The organism is Paenibacillus senegalensis JC66, from assembly GCF_000285515.1.
Taxonomy (GTDB): domain Bacteria; phylum Bacillota; class Bacilli; order Paenibacillales; family NBRC-103111; genus Paenibacillus_L; species Paenibacillus_L senegalensis.
Map to the genome: position 1 here is coordinate 1,459,270 of NZ_HE610957.1, position 17,259 is coordinate 1,476,528.

19 protein-coding genes are annotated in these 17,259 nt (G+C 47.3%); 7 read left to right on the plus strand and 12 right to left on the minus strand.

Going from position 1 to position 17,259, the window contains the following annotated elements; genetic code table 11:
• The first annotated feature begins 101 nt into the window (after window positions 1–101).
• Window positions 102–1,829, plus strand: a complete 1,728-nt coding sequence (locus PSHG_RS26785) for a CPBP family intramembrane glutamic endopeptidase (protein WP_010271166.1) — start codon at window positions 102–104, stop codon at window positions 1,827–1,829.
• A gap of 156 nt (window positions 1,830–1,985) precedes the next feature.
• Here PSHG_RS26785 and uvrC read toward each other — a convergent pair whose 3' ends face one another.
• Together uvrC and trxA are read right to left on the minus strand one after the other, a co-directional pair.
• The gene (gene uvrC / locus PSHG_RS06765; RefSeq protein WP_042121521.1) at window positions 1,986–3,863 is read right to left on the minus strand and encodes an excinuclease ABC subunit UvrC; all 1,878 of its coding nucleotides are present in this window, start codon (window positions 3,861–3,863) and stop codon (window positions 1,986–1,988) included.
• Window positions 3,864–3,981: 118 nt separating this feature from the next.
• Window positions 3,982–4,299 carry a thioredoxin gene (gene trxA / locus PSHG_RS06770; RefSeq protein WP_010271169.1) on the minus strand — a complete coding sequence of 106 codons (318 nt, stop codon included), beginning with the start codon at window positions 4,297–4,299 and terminating at the stop codon, window positions 3,982–3,984.
• Window positions 4,300–4,643: 344 nt separating this feature from the next.
• Here trxA and PSHG_RS30260 point away from each other — a divergent pair, with 344 nt between their 5' ends.
• Window positions 4,644–4,787, plus strand: a complete 144-nt coding sequence (locus PSHG_RS30260; protein ID WP_010271171.1) for a YqzM family protein — start codon at window positions 4,644–4,646, stop codon at window positions 4,785–4,787.
• A 219-nt stretch (window positions 4,788–5,006) separates the two neighbouring features.
• On the opposite strand, the gene dnaI is transcribed toward PSHG_RS30260, so the two are convergent.
• From dnaI to PSHG_RS06790, 3 genes are all read right to left on the minus strand, one after another.
• On the minus strand, window positions 5,007–5,969 hold the full coding sequence (gene dnaI, locus PSHG_RS06780) for a primosomal protein DnaI (protein WP_010271174.1): 963 nt from the start codon (window positions 5,967–5,969) through the stop codon (window positions 5,007–5,009).
• A 138-nt stretch (window positions 5,970–6,107) separates the two neighbouring features.
• Complete coding sequence (locus tag PSHG_RS06785) at window positions 6,108–7,580, minus strand: DnaD domain protein (RefSeq protein ID WP_026021220.1); 1,473 nt, start codon at window positions 7,578–7,580, stop codon at window positions 6,108–6,110.
• Between the two features lie 182 nt (window positions 7,581–7,762).
• Complete coding sequence (locus tag PSHG_RS06790; protein WP_042121524.1) at window positions 7,763–8,005, minus strand: YuiB family protein; 243 nt, start codon at window positions 8,003–8,005, stop codon at window positions 7,763–7,765.
• Between the two features lie 283 nt (window positions 8,006–8,288).
• On the opposite strand from PSHG_RS06790, the gene hemQ reads away from it, so the two are divergent.
• Window positions 8,289–9,035: a hydrogen peroxide-dependent heme synthase gene (gene hemQ / locus PSHG_RS06795; protein WP_010271181.1), complete on the plus strand. Its 747-nt coding sequence runs from the start codon at window positions 8,289–8,291 to the stop codon at window positions 9,033–9,035.
• Window positions 9,036–9,109: 74 nt separating this feature from the next.
• Here hemQ and PSHG_RS06800 read toward each other — a convergent pair whose 3' ends face one another.
• Both PSHG_RS06800 and PSHG_RS06805 read right to left on the minus strand, forming a co-directional pair.
• On the minus strand, window positions 9,110–9,361 hold the full coding sequence (locus PSHG_RS06800; protein WP_010271183.1) for a hypothetical protein: 252 nt from the start codon (window positions 9,359–9,361) through the stop codon (window positions 9,110–9,112).
• 34 nt (window positions 9,362–9,395) lie between these two features.
• A complete protein-coding gene (locus tag PSHG_RS06805) occupies window positions 9,396–10,586 on the minus strand; it encodes an NAD(P)/FAD-dependent oxidoreductase (RefSeq protein ID WP_010271185.1) in 1,191 nt (396 codons plus the stop codon).
• A gap of 392 nt (window positions 10,587–10,978) precedes the next feature.
• Between PSHG_RS06805 and PSHG_RS06810 the strand changes: the two genes are divergently transcribed.
• Window positions 10,979–11,977, plus strand: coding sequence for an NAD(P)/FAD-dependent oxidoreductase (locus PSHG_RS06810; RefSeq protein ID WP_010271187.1), 999 nt, complete (start codon window positions 10,979–10,981; stop codon window positions 11,975–11,977).
• Window positions 11,978–12,128: 151 nt separating this feature from the next.
• Here PSHG_RS06810 and PSHG_RS06815 read toward each other — a convergent pair whose 3' ends face one another.
• The 4 genes from PSHG_RS06815 to PSHG_RS29890 form a co-directional block, all read right to left on the minus strand.
• The gene (locus tag PSHG_RS06815) at window positions 12,129–12,314 is read right to left on the minus strand and encodes a DUF7167 family protein (protein ID WP_010271188.1); all 186 of its coding nucleotides are present in this window, start codon (window positions 12,312–12,314) and stop codon (window positions 12,129–12,131) included.
• A 243-nt stretch (window positions 12,315–12,557) separates the two neighbouring features.
• Window positions 12,558–12,899 (minus strand): hypothetical protein, encoded by a 342-nt coding sequence (locus PSHG_RS06820; RefSeq protein ID WP_026021221.1) that lies wholly within the window; start codon window positions 12,897–12,899, stop codon window positions 12,558–12,560.
• A 339-nt stretch (window positions 12,900–13,238) separates the two neighbouring features.
• Window positions 13,239–13,601 (minus strand): HesB/IscA family protein, encoded by a 363-nt coding sequence (locus PSHG_RS06825; protein WP_010271196.1) that lies wholly within the window; start codon window positions 13,599–13,601, stop codon window positions 13,239–13,241.
• Between the two features lie 118 nt (window positions 13,602–13,719).
• A complete protein-coding gene (locus PSHG_RS29890; RefSeq protein WP_010271198.1) occupies window positions 13,720–13,887 on the minus strand; it encodes an aspartyl-phosphate phosphatase Spo0E family protein in 168 nt (55 codons plus the stop codon).
• Between the two features lie 340 nt (window positions 13,888–14,227).
• Here PSHG_RS29890 and mqnE point away from each other — a divergent pair, with 340 nt between their 5' ends.
• Entirely contained in the window at window positions 14,228–15,328 is a 1,101-nt protein-coding gene (mqnE, locus tag PSHG_RS06835; protein ID WP_010271201.1) for an aminofutalosine synthase MqnE, read from the plus strand.
• Between the two features lie 209 nt (window positions 15,329–15,537).
• Entirely contained in the window at window positions 15,538–16,605 is a 1,068-nt protein-coding gene (locus tag PSHG_RS06840; RefSeq protein WP_010271204.1) for an NAD(P)/FAD-dependent oxidoreductase, read from the plus strand.
• Window positions 16,606–16,616: 11 nt separating this feature from the next.
• Here the strand turns inward: PSHG_RS06840 and PSHG_RS06845 are convergent, their stop codons facing one another.
• Window positions 16,617–16,871: a YuzB family protein gene (locus tag PSHG_RS06845; protein WP_010271207.1), complete on the minus strand. Its 255-nt coding sequence runs from the start codon at window positions 16,869–16,871 to the stop codon at window positions 16,617–16,619.
• Window positions 16,872–16,972: 101 nt separating this feature from the next.
• On the opposite strand from PSHG_RS06845, the gene PSHG_RS06850 reads away from it, so the two are divergent.
• On the plus strand, window positions 16,973–17,218 hold the full coding sequence (locus tag PSHG_RS06850; RefSeq protein ID WP_010271208.1) for a NifU family protein: 246 nt from the start codon (window positions 16,973–16,975) through the stop codon (window positions 17,216–17,218).
• Window positions 17,219–17,259 lie beyond the last annotated feature (41 nt).

The following is a 17,259-nucleotide window of genomic DNA, read 5'->3' on the forward strand; positions in this document are numbered from 1 at the left end:
CGGGATTAGCAGGAAAAATGGTAGTACACAGGAGAAAACTGGAATCACCAGCCTGGATATGATACTTTGTAAGCAATAGATTATGTTAAGGAGAATGGACATTGATTCCTCACAAATTTAATCGCTCTCTTGCTTTACTCGCTGTAGCCGGAATTATACTCTACTTCGGGGCCATTCTGATAAGCCCGTTGTTATCAGGTGATTTGGAAGAAGATTTGTCACGTCCCACCGTAACCAAGGAGGAAGCCGGACGTCTGGCTGAACAGCTGGTTATGAGTTTGGAACCAGACTACCGGATAACGGATACGACGGTCCTGTTCCAAACAGATAAGACGTTAAGCGCCTATCTGCAGCAGCAGAAGCTGGCCCAGGATTATAAACAGCAGTATGGAGACAGGCATCCGGTTGACTTCTGGGAAATCAGAATTTCAGGCGAAGCAGCGCAGCCAATGTGGGTGCTTCGCGTTTCGATGACCATCCCGGAAGTAACCTCCTGGAACAAGCTCAGCTCCTCCGCCATAGCTTCTTCCAGTACACAGGACCGCCGTGCTGCCGCGGACGCCTATTTGCTGGAGCAAGGCTATGACCTGTCACGTTTCCAGCTTATTCCTGGATCAGCATCCAATCTGTTCGTTTACGAAAGTCTCGACCAACAGATCGGCGAATCCGTACTGGAGCTTGCGCTTAAGTTTACCGGAGATACGATCAGCGGATTTATGCCGTCTTTCTCTGTGCCGGACAACTTTAAGCTGTGGCTGGCCAAGGAAGAAGCGCTGGCCGGCACCATGTCCTGGATTGCCCTCGCCGGTACTTTTGTGATTAACCTGGCCGCGATTATTCTAGTCATCATCAACCGCAAAGAGGTGCTCTTTGTAAGAGGAATTGTCTTCGCTATTATTTTCGCGCTGATCTACTTTATCCATACCGTGAATAGTCTGCCTGGAGTCAGCACTCAGGTATCTCCGCAGGAAGCGGCATTTATGAATATGTTCTATATTTTCTTCACCTTTGGCCTGGTCGCTCTGCTTGCGGTTGCCCAATACTTCACGGCAATATCCGGAGAGCAATTGTGGAGAAAAGAAGGCTGGAATTCCTGGCCAAGATGGCGGGAAGCGCATTTTGGCCGGGAAGTATTTTACGCCATGGGCCGCGGTTATCTGATTTGTCTGTTCATCCTTGGGGTGCAGCAGTTTTTGTTTCTGATCGCAGGGGTTGGCTTCGATTCATTCGCCATCAGCGATCCTACCCAATCCGTGCACAATCTTTACATTCCGGCGCTGTTCCCGCTGCTCGCCTGGATGGCTGCCATATCCGAAGAAATTATTTACCGGCTGTTTGCAATTTCAGCGTTCAAAAAGCTGTTCCGTCTGCCGGTCATTGCCATTATCATCTCGAGCATTATCTGGGCACTCGGCCATACCGGCTATACGATTTATCCAAGCTACACCCGGTTGTTTGAAGTTGCTGTACTGGGGATTATTTTTGGCTATATGTTCTTGAAATACGGCTTATTTACCGTTATTTTTGCCCATGCCATTATGAACAGCACCTTGATGGCGATGTCGCTGATGTTTACGCTGGGCACTCCCGCTGACATCGCCTGGGGCTTGTTCTATATCGCCTTTCCGGCGATACTCGGTTACGTCCTTATGTGGCTGCATACATGGTCTCGGCGGAATAAACGAGACGATGGTCTACCAGCCGGGCCGGTCAGCTATTGGAATCGGCCGGCACCTGCAGGCAGTAAGCCTTACGGGACAGACGCCCCACCGTCCCCGGAGCCTTATTCCACGCGAAATGACAATGAATACTGGTCATCGCGCCGTTAGCTCCTGAAGGAAGGAATTCTGATTTGGCCATAATAAGAAAAGCTTCAACGAAGCCACTTCTATACTTTCTGATGGGGTAAAAAATAGGTTGCTCTCGCCCGCTTCCATTCACGAAGATGAAGCGGGAGGCAACCTTTTTTTTCTTTGGCACAGCTTCTACGATTGTTGGTCCGGCGCCTGCTCCCGATCTCCCTGGGAAGGCAATTGCTCTTCAGCATCGTTCAAAAAATCGAGGATCGTCCGGGCCAGCTTCTCCCCTATTCCAATCGGCTTGAAATCCTCGATTTGCGCCTCTTTTATCTTTTTTAAAGAGCCGAAATGCTTGAGCAGCTGCTTGCGCCGCTTCTCGCCAACTCCAGGAATTGAATCAAGCCTGGAAGCAACCATCGATTTGGCTCTGCGCTCCCGGTGAAAAGTAATGGCAAACCGGTGAACCTCATCTTGGATTCTTTGCAGCAAATAGAATTCCTGACTGTCCCGCGGCAGCGGAACAACCTCAGGCGGATCTCCGGTCATCAGTTGAGCGGTCCGGTGCTTGTCGTCCTTAACCAGGCCGCAAACAGGAATGAACAGCCCAAGCTCATTCTCAAGCACGTCAACAGCTGCGGAGATTTGCCCCTTTCCTCCGTCGACCACGATCAGGTCCGGCTGCGGCAGGCCTTCTTTGAGCACCCGCTCATACCGCCTGCGGACTACCTCCCGCATGGTCTCATAATCATCCGGACCTTTGACAGTACGAATCTTGTATTTGCGGTATTCCTTGCGGTCCGGCTTGCCATTCGTAAAGACAACCATGGCAGAAACCGGCTCAACTCCTTGAATATTGGAGTTGTCAAATGCCTCTATTCTTCTGACCGGTGCGGTCCCGAGCCACTCTCCCAAAGCCTCTACGGCTTTGACGGTACGGCTTTCGTCCCGCTCAATCATCTTGAATTTTTCTTCAAGCGCTACCCTTGCATTATCGCAGGCCATATCTGTAGCCTGTTTTTTCACCCCTCTTTGGGGTATCCGCACTTTTACGTTAAGCCATGCCTCCAGAGAGTGCGCCGCTTCCTCTGTAGATGTTCCCGATTCGCTATCTGCTGTCTCCTCCTGCTTACCCGGGAGATGAATTTCCTTTGGCAGCGCCGGGTTGTCACTGTAAAACTGAGCGACATACGACAGAAAGTCATCATAGGCTTCACCGTAAAATGGAAACACTGACGCGTGCCTTTCAACCATTTTACCTTGCCGCATATAAAGAATCTGAACACACATCCAACCCTTGTCGACAGCGTAGCCGAACACATCCCTGTCCACCATATCCGCTACCGTAATATTCTGTTTCTCCATCACCGCATCAATATAGGCGATCTGATCACGCAGCTCCTTGGCCCTTTCAAACTGCAGCTCTTCGGCCGCCGCCATCATTTTTTCCTCTAATTCCTTGCGAATTTGCTTGTGTCCGCCGCCGAGAAAACGAATAATTTCCTGAATCATCCGTTCATATTCCCCAGGATCGACCTCGTATTCACAAGGGGCGATACACTGTCCAATATGGTAATAGAGACAAACCTTATCAGGCAGTGTCCTGCATTTGCGCAAAGGGTACAGGCGGTCCAGCAGCTTTTTGGTCTCTTGGGCGGCATAAGCATTCGGATACGGACCGAAGTATTTCCCCTTGTCCTTGACGACTCTGCGCGTTACTTCCAATCGCGGATGGGCTTCATTCGTAATTTTAATATAAGGAAAAGATTTGTCATCCTTTAACAGCACATTATAGCGGGGGTAAAACTTCTTGATTAAATTGCATTCCAAAATAAGCGCTTCAACGTTATTCGCCGTCACGATATATTCAAAATCGCGTATTTCGCTGACGAGCCGCTGAGTTTTGGCGTTATGGCTGCCGGTGAAATAAGAGCGGACCCTGTTTTTAAGCACCTTCGCCTTGCCAACATAGATGACGGTCCCCTGCTCGTTTTTCATCAAATAGCATCCGGGCTTGTCCGGCAGATGGGCCAGCTTGCCCCTGATTACGTCATGATAGGTTTCCATCGCAATCCCCCCCTCCACTGCTTCAATCCTCTTCCGGTAATCCGCACGAAACAAAGAACTCTTTTTCAGCATAGCAGAAAAAGAGTTCTTGTTCACCATGTGTATGGAATCCCATTAATTATTGATGACGAGATACTACGCCTTTCAGTGCATCCTTCGATTGGAAACCAACTACCTTGTCAACCGGCTGGCCGTCTTTAAAGACAATCAGCGTAGGAATGCTCATGACCCCGAAGCGAGATGCGGACTCAGGGTTTTCGTCCACGTTCACTTTAGCGATCTTTACTTGATCCCCGATTTCCCCGTCCAGTTCCTCCAGAATTGGGGCAATCATTTTACAAGGACCGCACCAAGGGGCCCAAAAATCAACAAGGACAGTGCCTTGACCTTCTACTTCTTCTTTGAAGGATGAGTCAGAAACATTAACAATAGCCATGATGGATGTCCTCCCTTATCTTTGTTCGTGTTCATATTGTATCTGCAGACCGTGGCCATGATACTAAGAAAGTCATGCCTGCTATGTCAGCATTTGCATTAACAAGTTATGCGAATGCTCATGTTTAAGTATATCATATCATCCTTTGTTTTCCTAATTGTAGATGAAATCGAGTTAAGCTAAAATAAAAAAAACTCAGGACAAATATGGCTAACTTGTTACGAATAATTGAAAGGATGATTTCAGGCAGTACCTAAAGCTTTACAACAATCCGCATAGTTCGGTATACTTGGATATAGACTAAGAAATGCATCGAGGGATAGCCGTTCAAGGAGGGAATATCCATGTTGGATCCTAAGCATCCGGGGCACCACGTCAATGAAGAACCCCGCAATGATTTCATAGATGTGGCACTTGGCTTCGCAGGAATGTTTGCCGTAATGACATTGATCTTTGTGGTAGCGGTATTGTTGAAACAGATCATTTAACTATCCGCACTTTGCCAGAAGGAAGGGGCTCCAAGCAATAAGTCCCTACAGTTGTAATTAGGGCTGTGATGTACAATTAAGCCCCAAAAGATAAAAAGTTGGACGGAAAGCTAGTTTCTGTCCAACTTTTTTTGTGATCGCGGTTTCTTCTCCCGTACCAAAGGCTGTGATTTGCGCTTGCTTTAATCCTTGCCACATACGACAGCACGGTACGCCTCTTTATGTGGCCTCACGGCGTTCCCGCTTGTTAAATCCGGCAACGTACACCTCTTCGACAAAGTGGCGAATCCGGTCCATAATCCGCTTTCCCTTGAACTCCTCTTCCCCATCGCGATTCGTAAAGCTGAAATGCTTTTCCAAGTCGTCCAATTCATAATTGGAGGTAAAAAAAGTTGGCTTGCGGTTCATCCGGTAATTCAATATCGTGCCAAGCACATGATCCCTTAACCATGGGTTAAGATTCTCCGCACCGATATCATCAAACACGAGAAGATCGGTTTCCTTGAGCAGATCGATCGTTTCCTTCAGCTTCTGCGGCTCCTGGAACATCCCCTTCAGGTCCTCGGCGAAATCCGGCATGTACACGATCGCACCGCTTAATCCCGATTTGGCCAGCTCATACAGCATATAGCCCATTAAAAAGGTTTTGCCGGTACCGAACGACCCGGCTAAATACAGACCCTTGGTCTGCAGGCCATTCTCCTTCGTCAGCAAAATATAGTCCAGCACCCGATCTACCGCTTCCGCTCGTTCCCAATCCATGCGAACGATCTCATCCGCAGAGTATCCCTGCTGCAGTGATCTCTGATCTACATAGAAGCTGCGAATCCGGTTGCGGATAGCTTCCTGCTTAAGGCTGGCATTATATTTGTCGCAGCTGACTTTGCGTTCATAAATATGACTGCTGCCCTCCAGCTGTTCCGCAGAGACCATCGTATAGTGCCCCGGATAGTCGTTAGGACAGCGTTCGAGTCCCGGGCATTGGGAACAGTTACGATGCTCCAGCGCATACTGGTAGAACTTGTTAAGGTTCAGCCTGATGTCCTCCTGGCTAGCGAGCGGATATGCTTTTCTCCAGTTCTCGATCAAAGGGTCGGAAAGCAGCTTGCTGATTTTTTCCTCCCGGCTCTTGAGCATAGGCCTGTCCGCCAGCTGTTTAAGCAAATCCCCGAGCGATTCCATCATCTTCCCCCTGTTCTTGTTATTTCAATAGTATCGGCCAGATAGTATGTCTACCTAGTATGTTTACCTGGCATCCTTACCTAGCTTGTTTCTCAAGTTATGCTGCTCTAGTGTGTTTCATTGTCAGCTTGCCGCTTTTTACAGCTTGCCGTCAAGCTTCATCGCTTTCTGTCTTATCGCTTCCAGCTCCGCCTGGGACAGTTTCTTCGCAGCAGGCTTGTCCGTAATCACCGGAATTTCCGGCTTGCCTTTCAGCTTGCTGTTCTTCCAGCCCGGGGAGGAAGCCCTTTTAGTGCCGCGTCTGCGTTCCGCTTGCTGTTTGTAGTTCATTTTCTCGCGGATATATTCGACTGCCTGCTCATATGTATGAATCTGCTTGCCGAGCAGGTCGGAAGCGACAGCCTCTATCGAAGATTTGGCCCAGGAGCGGCGGTCAACATGAATATAATGGATAAGAACGTTGATAACTTCTTCTTTCAACTTGTAATTTAAATCGATTTTTTGAAAAATGTCGAGAACCCCGTCCGGCACGCTGCCCTGTGAAAAAAAACGCTGCAGGACGAGCGTATAAGGCTCATTGCGGAGAATCATATTGTATTGGTGAATATCACACTGCCCCTGAAATAGAGGTGGAACCTCGACATAATAATTCATCTCTACGGGCTGCTCCACAGCCGGCTCGTCCTGCTGATTCGCTTGGCGGTCGGCCAGATGCCTTGCATGCTGCTCAGTTCTTCTCTTGCTTTGGCGAAAATAAAGATTTGCCTTATATTTCAGCACATCTTCCTGAAGATGTCCTTCCTCATCAAAAACCTCGTCTTCATCCAGCAAACGGCATGTTTCTAACAGCGTTAGCTGGTATTTCTTTGCCGTAATATTAATGACCGCCAGCTGATCCAGCCTATATTTCAAAGCTTCTACATAGCTGCGGTTAACCGATTCTCTAGGAAATCTGCGTATAATATCAGCATAATCAAACCCTTTACTGATCACATCAGGTCCCCCGCCAGTCTGCCTGTCAGAAGCGGTTTGGTAAATCGCCTGCTCCAGCTCATAATCAACCACCTGAGTGTTCAGACGGAACAGATCATAAAATGGAACGGACAGGTTCTCCCGCTGGGAGCCGGTCAGCTCCGCGGGCTCTTCCGACATCAGCTCTTCCTTCAAGGAAAGGACCATATATTTGCCCACCTTGTCCCTCAGCAAAAGGGTCAAATGCTGGTTCTTGAAAAACTCCTCCGGTGACAATGGACGGAATAATTGATAGTCATAAACATAATCTTCACTAGAGCTTAAATATCGGCGGGAGGTTTGCATAAGGCCTACAGCTTCTAGCTTCGAGCTTTGCTCAATAAAAAAACTCCGCCCTTTCTCTCCCGGCTCGAGATCCAGACTGAGAAACAGGCGCCTCTGCTGCTCCAGGGCAGAAAATCCGATCCGGTCCCCCGGCAGCTGCTGATACAGGCTGTAATAAATGCCTACTGCCATAGCTCCGATCATCGGCTGGTAGAGGCTTCCAAGCAGTCGGTAATCCAGGCTGCTGAGCGCAAAATCCCGGTATACGCAATAGCGGTGATTTTCTGTAAAATGCAATTGGTTAGTGATGCGCATATTCCTTTGGTCACCCGCCTTAAACTGTTGAATCTTCATTTTACCACACTATTGATCCTCTCTAAAGACAGAGAATGCCTGCAAGTGCAGAAAAAGGACAAACCCTTTGCTTAGAAAGAGGCTTGTCCCCATTTTCCAGATCTTTATCCAAGAAATGCTCTTCACTATAATAATCGCTGTGGTTAAAACATTTTATAGCCCTTCACCCGCAGCAGCCTGATCGTATACCCGCTCAGCACAGCACCGGCCAGCCCGCTAATCAGCGGTAAATAGTCAGCCAAAGTATACCCGCTGATATTCTCTAAAAAAGTTTCGTGTCCCCAAGTCCAATAAACGAGGCCAACAACGAAAATAATATACGCATAGATTGGAAACCATGTGGTTTTCAGCAGCATATTTAAAATGAAGCCCAGGCCGAAAAACATACAAAAGGCCAGCAGAATCAGCACGAACAGCTGCAGGACCTCTATGACGATGTTCAAAGTATGGTCACCCCTTGCTTAGTTGTTCCAAAACATCAATTCTCTATTTATTGTAGCTTACCGCGAAAGAAAAAGTAAAGCCAACAAATTGTCATTATTATGACGCTTTTACCGTTTGCTCCCAGGCTTCCATTTAGCTACAATGAAGAGGAACAAGCTGTCGAGAAACAGCATAATTTAGCTGTTCCAAGCCAGTTCAGGCACTATAAATAAGGAGTGAATGCCCATGAGTGAAGCCGTCCAAACGCTGGAAGGCTGGTATGCCCTGCATGATTTCCGCACCATCAACTGGCCGTCTTGGAGATACGCAAGTGATCAAGAACGAGCTCAAGCGATAGAGGAGCTGGAGCAGCTGCTCCAGGATTGGCAAAGCATCGAGAACGATAAGCAAGGAAGCTCTGCGTTCTACAGCATTGTCGGACAAAAAGCAGACTTGTCGTTTACTCATCTAAGAGAAACGTTGGAAGAGCTTAATGAGCTGGAGACAGCCTTCAATAAAACAATCCTGGCCCAGCACCTGCTGCCTGCATATTCCTATGTTTCGGTGGTGGAGCTGAGCAGCTATATGGCCAAGCCCGGCACGGATCCAATGGAAGATCCCCATGTTGCTGCCAGGCTGAAGCCGATCATGCCTAAATCCAAGCATTACTGCTTCTATCCAATGAACAAAAAGCGCGAAGGCCAGGATAACTGGTATATGCTTTCTATGGAAGAGCGCCGCGAAATGATGCGCAGCCACGGCTTAATTGGGCGCAGTTATGCCGGAAAGGTTAAGCAAATTATTAGCGGTTCCGTTGGCTTGGATGATTGGGAATGGGGCGTAACCTTATTCTCTGACGATGCCCTGCAATTTAAAAAGCTGGTATACGAAATGAGATTCGACGAGGCGAGCGCGCGTTTCGGAGAATTCGGCGAATTTTATGTTGGCAATTTGCTTGATGCAGATAAAGCGAGACAAATGCTTTCCTTATAAATGGAACGACAACGTAGACGAGGCCGCCGCTAAAGTCATTTTATCGTTGCTTTGGCAGCGGCCTCTCATCATCATTATTCGCCGTCTTCCTGGCTTTCCTGCTTGCTTTTTAAATATTCCTCCGTATCCCGGTCACGCTGCCGGCCCTTTTCTTTCAACCGCTCAATCGCCGGCAGAATAAGAATATCAATTTCTTTCTGCACCGGATAAACCAAGTCGTAGCGGTTCTGGCTCTCCAAGTAGTGACCGACCTCCATAAGGGCATTGTAACGGTCGAGTTCTTCCCGCGTGAGCAGTCCTCTGACTTGGACGCTGCAATGTCTCATCATCATCCCCCCCTTTAACGAAACACAGTCTTTCCTACAGCTTGCCTTTCTTAACAACTAACGGAATGCCGCCGATCATGTACAAATATCTTAAATCAATCATTTTTTTCATCCAGGCTGCTTTCCTTCCAGTCAGCTTATGATTGCCTACCAGACCGATCGCCTGCCGCCTGCCAAGAGACGCCACTACTCCCCGGTTATGGAAGGAAAATTTTTTAAGAGGGGCATTGCGAATCGACGCTACCAGATTGTATGAACAGAGCTCCCCCTGCTGGGTAGCAATCTGTGCAGTAGGCGGATACGGCCTACCCTCCGGGCTCATCACCATAGAGCAGTCTCCCAGCACAAATACGTTGTCATATTCGGGAGTCCGCAAATAATCATCGACGACCACACGGCCCCTTATCGTTTCCAGCCCTGCTTCCTCCAGCATATGATTGCCGCGGATCCCCCCAGTCCAAATTACAGTAGCCGAACGTATCTCTTCCCCTGTAGCCAGGACAACACCTTCCGGTGTACATTCCTTGATCGCCGTGGCTAATTTGAAGGTGACACCCTTTTCCTCCAGCACCTGTATGGCATATTCCACCAGCTGGGGATCAAAACCAGGCAAGGCGGTCGGGGCCGCTTCAATATTATAAATTTTTACCAGCTCCGGGTTGACATCAAACTCCTTGCAAAGCTTGGGGACCCGATCGGCCAGCTCGCCGACAAATTCGATCCCGGTAAAGCCCGCTCCGCCCACTATAAAGGTCAAATAATCGGTACGGTGCGGCTCTCTTTTATATTTGGCGAACTGATATTCGATATGCTCCCGAATAAGCCGTACACTGTTGATGCTGCGAATATTCAGCGCGTTCTGCAGCAGTCCGGGCACACCGAACGTTTCCGGCTCTCCGCCTAAGCCGATAATTAAGTAATCATAGGATAATGTGCTGTCCTCCAGTACAACCTTCTGCTCATTCAGCTTAAGCTCGGTAACGGTCGATTTGACAAAATCGATTTTATATTCATCAATCAGCTTGGAAATTTCCACACGCGCATTTTCCGGCTTGTCCGTCCCCGCAGCAGGCATATGCAGATGAGTCGTTATATAATGATAATCATGCTTGTTAACCAGTGTGACGTCGGCTTCATTATAATTCAGATCCTTCTGCAGCCGGATTGCCGTCACAATCCCTCCATACCCAGCACCCAAAATGACGATTCTTGGTATTCTGCCCATAGGGTTTCCCACCACTCCATTATTGTATGTTAGTCTAGTCTATTGTGAAAAATTACACAAAGTTACCAATCATAAAACCTGCTTGTCTTTTTCTCTGTTTAAACAAGCTATTCATATGAAAGAATAAACTTTACGCTGGTAAATATCAAGCCCAATTTCCAACGATTGCTTGCTCATTTATTTCCTGAATTCTGGAATTAGCTGCGTCATCAAAATTGGCTGGTACCATTAATTACCACTGATAATCGTCATAACTCCGCCAATATAAGATTTTGTTCAACAAATTATCGATTTCTTATAAGTAAAACTAATAAGCAGGGTCTTTATTTCAGGACAGTGTAAGTTTATAATATAAGACGATTGTTCAAATTTGCCCGGAGGTGTTTGGTACTGTGTCATCACAACAGCAACAAGAAATAACCGATATTACAATCATTGGCGGGGGTCCTGCAGGAATGTTTGCCTCCTTCTATGCTGGTATGCGTCAGGCATCGGTCAAAATTATCGAAAGCATGCCTCAATTGGGCGGTCAGCTGGCTGCGCTTTACCCCGAGAAATACATTTATGATGTAGCGGGTTTTCCAAAAGTCCGGGCCCAAGAGCTGGTGGACAACTTATCCCAGCAGATGAGCTTATTCCCTGTAGAGGTTTGTCTTGAAGAAAAGGTTATCGGATTGAAGAAACAAGAAGAGCGGCTGTTCGAATTAAAGACGGACAAAGGCGTGCACTATTCCAAAGCGGTCATTATTACAGGCGGAATCGGCGCATTTGAACCAAGAAAGTTGACCCTGCCGGAAGCTGCACAATTCGAAAATAAGAATCTTCATTATTTCGTAAGTGATCTTAACGCTTTTGCCGGTCAGAACGTCATTATTTCCGGTGGCGGCGACTCTGCGGTTGACTGGGCCTTGATGCTCGAGCCGATCGCCAAGCAGGTTACTCTCGTTCATCGCAGAGACAAATTCAGAGCGCATGAGCACAGCGTTGAACTGCTGATGAAATCCAAGGTTCAAGTTCAAACCTTCAAGGAAATCACCAGGCTTCATGGTGACGATCAAATCAATCAAGTCACCTTGACTGATTTGAAGACTAAGGAAGAAGCGGTGCTCGATGTTGACGCCGTCATTGTTAATTTCGGCTTCGTCTCCTCCCTAGGACCCATTTCCGAATGGGGCTTTGAGATTGAGAGCAATTCGATAGTAGTTGATTCAAGAATGGAAACTACTATTCCCGGTATTTTTGCCGCAGGCGATATTACAACTTATCCCGGCAAGCTGAAATTGATTTGCGTAGGCTTCGGGGAAGCGCCAACCGCTGTAAACAACGCCAAGGTTTATATAGATCCTGAAGCCAGATTGTCTCCAGGACACAGCAGCAACTTGAAGTTCTAATTAATGAAATCATATGCAGAAGGCAGCTCGCGGGGTTAATCCGTGAGCTGCCTTCTTTAATCTTATTCTGTCCGTTTTGTCATTTCCCCGCATTTCCCTGAGTGAATCCTCACATTAATCTGATGTTACTATCTATCGTTAAAATAGCTGCTTACTCTTCTTCGCTCTCCAAGACCTCCCAAGCAATCTGAATTTGATTGTTGGCCCATTCCCGGATATTAATCTCTACTGCAGCCCGCAGCTCATCTTCCGTCAGCGGCTCGAGCTTATCATCGTCCAGCTCCAGCACATCCTCAATCTGATAATTCTGCACGTCCATGACGATTTTAATTTTCACCCGATATCCCCCATCCTTACAGCTTGTCCCCAAGGTCAACTGCACTTAATCTGATCGAACTCGCGGGCTGACAAGCCCGCAGTTCTTTATCCTATTGTACATTACAAGTTGTCCGGCTGTAAGAATTTATGACAAATCCCCCAGAAAGTGAAGTATTGCCTCCCTGCTAGTTCCGTCCGAATCAATCTAGCGGCCAGCCTCAAAGCCTTTGTGCACCCAAACGAAAACCCGGCTGGGACTATTTCACAGTTTATTTACGTACACGTAGGGGATTCGCTTGATTTTGTAAGTGCCCTCCAGCAGATCTTCGGACACCACATTCAATTTCACTAAGCCCGCAATTTTTGCGGGATCCGCCTTTGACATCATTCTCCATAACGCTCCATCAGGAAGGCGATTATACAGCAAATGATCGTCGTATTCCCTTCTCTCCTGCAGTGAAATGCGGAGATGATATCCGCCATATGTAGTTTGAATAGGCTCGTCAAACCATCCAATCAGCTCGTCTCTCAGCTCTGCCAGCTGCGCTTCCAGTTCCCGCTGACGCTGCTTCAGCTCAAAATATGCGGCCAACTTATTTTCCATTCCGGTCCCACCGTCCTTTGTATAACATGTATGACCGGAAGGGTCCAAATATGTTCCCGCCTGCCAGATTCTATTCCAGCTGCAGCCGGCAGTAATTTGGGGATGGATTGCAAAAAAGCGCCTGTTGCAGGAACAGGCGCAAATGAATGAAGAGAAAGAAAAAAAGTTATGAAGGCGGATACATGAATTCCTGTATCCGTGTATAAAGTATACCACAAAAACACACCTTTGTTCGGTGGAAAGTAGTGGAAGTCGGCACACGCAAAAAGGACGATTTCCAAGTACCAATCTGTACCGGGAAACCGCCCAGCGGCTTTATGCTGGTCTTGCTGTTATACGTTAATCATCGCACTTCTCTGCCAGCGCTTCTTCTTCAGGCTTTGTACGGAACGAGCTGCCGCAGCCGCAAGTGGCAATCGCATTGGGGTTGTTAATCGTAAATCCTCCGCCCATGCCAACATCTTTGTAGTCGATCTCCACACCATACAGGTATTTCGAGCTTTCCTCATCGACTACTACTTGCAGTCCGTTAATATCGTAAGTTTTATCGTTATCGTGCTGCTCGTTATCAAAGCCCATACCATAGGAAAAACCGCTGCAGCCGCCTTCCTTGACACCTACACGCAAAAACATATCGGGTGTGTCCTGGCTAGTCAGCATTTCCTTGATTTTCTCTGATGCAGAGTCACTGATTCGGATCATCACGAGTCCCTCCTCTATATAGAACAGAATTACGCAGGTTTAATTAATAATAGTTCTTATCTATTCTTTATAGAAATAAGTATACTCTTATTCGGGATAAGTCTCAAGTGACATAAAACTAATAGCGGCTCCGGTTCTTTTGCTGGTGATAATAACTTAACAATAATTTGTCCAGGTTCTCACTGCTTTCAACAACTCTTGGATGAAGAAGTCCGAGTTGACACCCTAATTGAATCATTTGTTTACGGGCATCTTCAATTTCTTCATTAATTTCCAAATTCATCATCGTACTTTTCACCTTTAATCACCTTAAAAAAATTAATCACCAATTATTTAGTATACACAGAATTCAAATAATTGGAAGCATAAATTGCAGAAAAACGTATGAATTTCAATTTTTTTACTCCCTTTTCCTGTCGAACTCTGTCTTGCCGCTTCTTTGGAGCTAGGTTTATAATGGTAAGGACAAAGGTTGCATGGCCAGCTCTAATGGCTTGTTATATCTTTAATTGGGCTCGAGTGTTTCCGCAGCTTTGCGGCGGACTATCTTTTTTTGTAATTATCATTTCACGACCGGTTGGCGCTGGTTTCTCCAGCAAAATGAATAAAGAAAGGTGTGTGACAAAATGGGTATAGTAGTCCCCACCCCAAATACAATGATGGAGAGCATAAGAGAAAAGGTTGCACATGGACAGCCGCTTAATCTTAAGGACGGGCTGTTTCTCTATGAAACCGATGATCTTCTGTCTGTGGGCCAACTGGCTAACGAGCTTAATCTCCGCAAAAACGGAAACAAAGTTTATTTTATCCAAAATATGAGCCTGTACTTTACAAATGTATGTGAAGCTCACTGCGCTTTTTGCCACTTCCGCAGAGATGAAGGCGAAGAAGGTGCTTATACACTAAGTCCGGAGCAAATGTTCGAATATATCGACAAGCACATTCACCCCGAAATGCGGGAATTTCACATTACGGGAGGGCATAACCCCCATGTCCCCTTTGATTATTACGTGAATTATGTAAGGGCGCTGAAGCAAAGATATCCGAATGTGACCATCAAAGCCCACACGGCTGCGGAAATTGAGTTCTTCTCTAGAATTAGCGGGCTAACTTATGAGGAAGTGCTGAAAACACTGGTGGAAGCCGGCTTAGGCACCCTGACAGGCGGAGGGGCTGAAATTCTGTCGGAGCGATACCGTAAAAAAATGGGCGTCGGCAAGGCCACTACCGAGCAATGGCTGGAAGTGCAACGGACAGCACACCGTCTGGGCTTAAAGACACACGCTACGATGCTGTACGGCTCCATCGAAACGTTGGAAGAAAGAATCCAGCATATGATTTATTTGCGTGAACTGCAAGCCGAAACCGATGGATTTATGGTTTTCATACCTAATTCCGTTCAGCCGGCCAGCATCAAAGCAGGCATCAAAAGACGGGTGTCAGCTTACGACAATATGAGAACACTGGCGATAAGCCGGCTAATGGTCGACAATATTCCGCATATTAAAGCGTACTTTATTAATTTAGGCACAGAGCTGACGCAATTAGCTCTTACTTTCGGCGCCTCCGATGTGCACGGAACCATCGTCCAGGAACGGATCAGCCATGCGGCCGGAGCGCTGACTCCCGAAGGCTTGACCAAGGATGAGCTCATTTGGCTTATTAAAGGCGCTGGCCGGATACCTGTTGAGCGGGATACGTTCTATCAGCCTATTCAGGAATACTAAACACCTTAACTCCTCATACAACGATCATGGAATGAATTTGCGTTTTGGCACGGGAAAATAATGGTGGAATTTGTTCAGTTCCTTAAACCGCAACCCTCTGAACGGACAATGGGAGATTAATCTAGATTAATCGAGGGTAATCTTAGGTTACATTAATGATAAGGTCATATGCATAGCTACTCATTTTATCGCAGAAAGGTTTATAGCTAATGAATAAGAAGATCGTAATTTTGGGCGGCGGCTATGGCGGACTAACCGTCGCCCATCAATTGCTGGATAAGGAACTGCCCGACACGACGGAGCTGATCCTGGTCGACCGTCTCCCTTACCAGGGATTGAAGACGGAGTATTATGCACTCGCTGCCGGTACTGTGGCTGAGATCAATATACGAGCTGGCTTTCCCGAGCACCCCCAATTAAGCAAATGCTACGGAGAAATCGCTGAGATTGACCCGGAAGCCAAAGAAGTCCGCTTCCAAGACCGTGATCCGCTAAACTATGATCAGCTCGTTGTTGCCCTTGGCTGTGTAGATAAATTCCATAACATTCCCGGAGCAGAGCTTTATTCCAGCAGCATTCAATCCTTGTCAGCCACAAGAAAAACGTTTCAAAAGGTTAATGATGTCAAGCCTTATGGCACCGTTTCGATCGTTGGCGGCGGGCTAAGCGGAGTGGAGATGGCCGCCGAGCTAAGAGAAAGCCGGCCGGATTTAAATGTCCGTATTCTCGATAGAGGGACAAGTATTCTGTCCGCTTTTCCCGGAAGACTGCAATCATTTGTCAGAACCTGGTTTGAACGCCATGATATCGAAATTTTGAACCAGGTATCGGTGACGCGGCTGGAGGAAGGCGTAATTTACAATCAAGGAGACATGCTGTATACGGACACTACAGTATGGACGGCCGGCATTCAGCCAAGTCCTGTCGTTCAGCAGCTCGATGTGCCTAAGGACTCCCAGGGCAGAGTGCTGCTGAATGAATACCATCAAATTCCGCGCTATCCTGATATTTATGTCGTGGGCGACTGTGCCAGCATGGGGTTTTCGCCAAGCGCACAAGCGGCAGAAGGTCAAGGCAAGCAGGTAGCGGAAATTATTCAAGCCCTGCACAAGGGAGAAACCCCTCAGTTGACGCAAATCAAGCTCAAGGGCGTGTTAGGCTCCCTCGGCAAAAAGTCCGGTTTCGCCTTAATGGGAAAACGGACTGTCATGCTTGGCAAAGTGCCCCGTATATTGAAAAGCGGTGTGCTTTGGATGTCCAAGCACCACTTTGGCTAAACTGTTCTGCCTCATAGGTCGAACAATTCGTCCATGGCCTCTATTTCTTTAATTTTGGCCAGGATCTGCTCATACAGCTCATCCGCGGTTGGAGCGAATACCGCTTCACCATTTACCAAAGCATAGGGACTCAAGTAGCATTCGCCGCAGTTGCCCAGACAGCCATATTCAATGACATCCAGATCCGGATTTTCCTCCAGTTTGGCAACGAGCTCATCGGTCCCGTGATGCATATTGTTAACGCAAAACTCAATGATCGGTCTCATCCGGGATCCCTCCTTCAATTTCTGACCGGCTTTTAGGGCAGACCATTTAAATTTAATGCAATTTGTATTATAATAAACAATAAGAAAGGAGTTGGCGTATTATGAGTCAGGATGTTCAAAGCACCAAGTATGATGAAGTTTTGGAAGTTCTCGATAAACTGCGTCCTTTCCTGCAGCGCGACGGCGGTGACGTTGAGCTGGTGGATGTAGAGGATGGTATCGTTAAATTAAAATTAATGGGAGCTTGCGGCAGCTGCCCTAGTTCCACCATTACTTTAAAAGCCGGTATTGAACGGGCTTTGGTCGAAGAAGTCGAAGGCATTGAAGAAGTCGTTCAAGTATTTTAATGGCTGCTAACCAAGAGGCTTTCTCACAGCGGACACGCCCC